The sequence below is a fragment of the Oceanivirga salmonicida genome, from assembly GCF_001517915.1.
Classification (GTDB): domain Bacteria; phylum Fusobacteriota; class Fusobacteriia; order Fusobacteriales; family Leptotrichiaceae; genus Oceanivirga; species Oceanivirga salmonicida.
The window spans coordinates 1-244 of record NZ_LOQI01000231.1; the positions used below are offsets into that span (position 1 = coordinate 1).

At 27.9% G+C, this 244-nt stretch carries 1 protein-coding gene; it reads left to right on the plus strand.

What is annotated here, in order from left to right; translation table 11 throughout:
• On the plus strand, nucleotides 1-244 hold a 244-nt coding region (locus tag AWT72_RS09075; RefSeq protein ID WP_371440146.1), incomplete at both ends, for a PIN domain-containing protein.

Consider the following 244-nt stretch of genomic DNA (forward strand, 5'->3'; position numbering starts at 1 on the left):
TATTCAGCTAAACTTGCTATTAAAAATATAGAACCTGATTATATTGCTGCTGCTTTTGATGTTAGTAGATCTGGATTAAAAAGATTAGAAATTTTTAAAGAATATAAATCAAATAGAACAGGTATGCCAGAAGAATTAGTTCCACAATTAGAAATTATAAGAGATATAATTGATGCTTATGGTATAGAAAAATTTACTTGTGAGGGTTATGAAGCAGATGACGTTATAGCAAGTTTAGCTGAAT